The following is a 606-nucleotide window of genomic DNA, read 5'->3' as shown; positions in this document are numbered from 1 at the left end:
CGCATCCTTGCCACCGATCAGCGGATCGCCAAACGCCACCAATCCGGCGAGGCGGCAAACCGCGTGTCGCGCCTGCGCCCCGCAGTTGCGATCTTTACCCTGCTTCTGTTTGCTGGCGGCATCGGTCTTTATCTGGACCTTGGCCGTCCCGACCTTCGCGACCGGCCCATCACCAGCCGTACGGACGAAATCATGGCCGCCCGTCAGGCCAGCGACAATGACACCAACCGCAATGCGGCCCTTAACCGCGCGGTACAGGACCTGTCAAACCGCCTGCTTGAAAATCCCGAGGATCTCAAAGGCTGGGAACTTCTCGGCGCCAGCCTGATGGCCCTTGGTCGCCCCGAAGAAGCCCAGACCGCCTATCTTGAAGCGGTCAAGCAATCCGGTCGCGATGGTGATTATCTCGCGATGTATGCCGAAAGCGTCATCCGCACCAACAATGGGCAGGTCAACACAATCGCACGCGGTGCCCTCGAAGAAGCCGCAAAATCCGGCAGCACGGACCCGCGTATCCAGTATTTCCTGGGTCTTGCCGATGCGCAGAACGGCAATGTCGCCGCCGCTGTCGACCGCTGGATCGCGCTCGCCAACTCGGCCCCGGCC

General features: G+C 62.5%; 1 protein-coding gene. It reads left to right on the top strand.

Annotated elements, in window-relative coordinates:
* A partial coding sequence (locus TH5_RS25190; RefSeq protein ID WP_341866644.1) for a tetratricopeptide repeat protein occupies positions 1-606 on the top strand: 606 nt, incomplete at both ends.

It is taken from the genome of Thalassospira xianhensis MCCC 1A02616, from assembly GCF_003326475.1.
Classification (GTDB): Bacteria; Pseudomonadota; Alphaproteobacteria; order Rhodospirillales; family Thalassospiraceae; genus Thalassospira; species Thalassospira xianhensis.
This window is presented reverse-complemented; position numbering and strand designations above follow the sequence as displayed.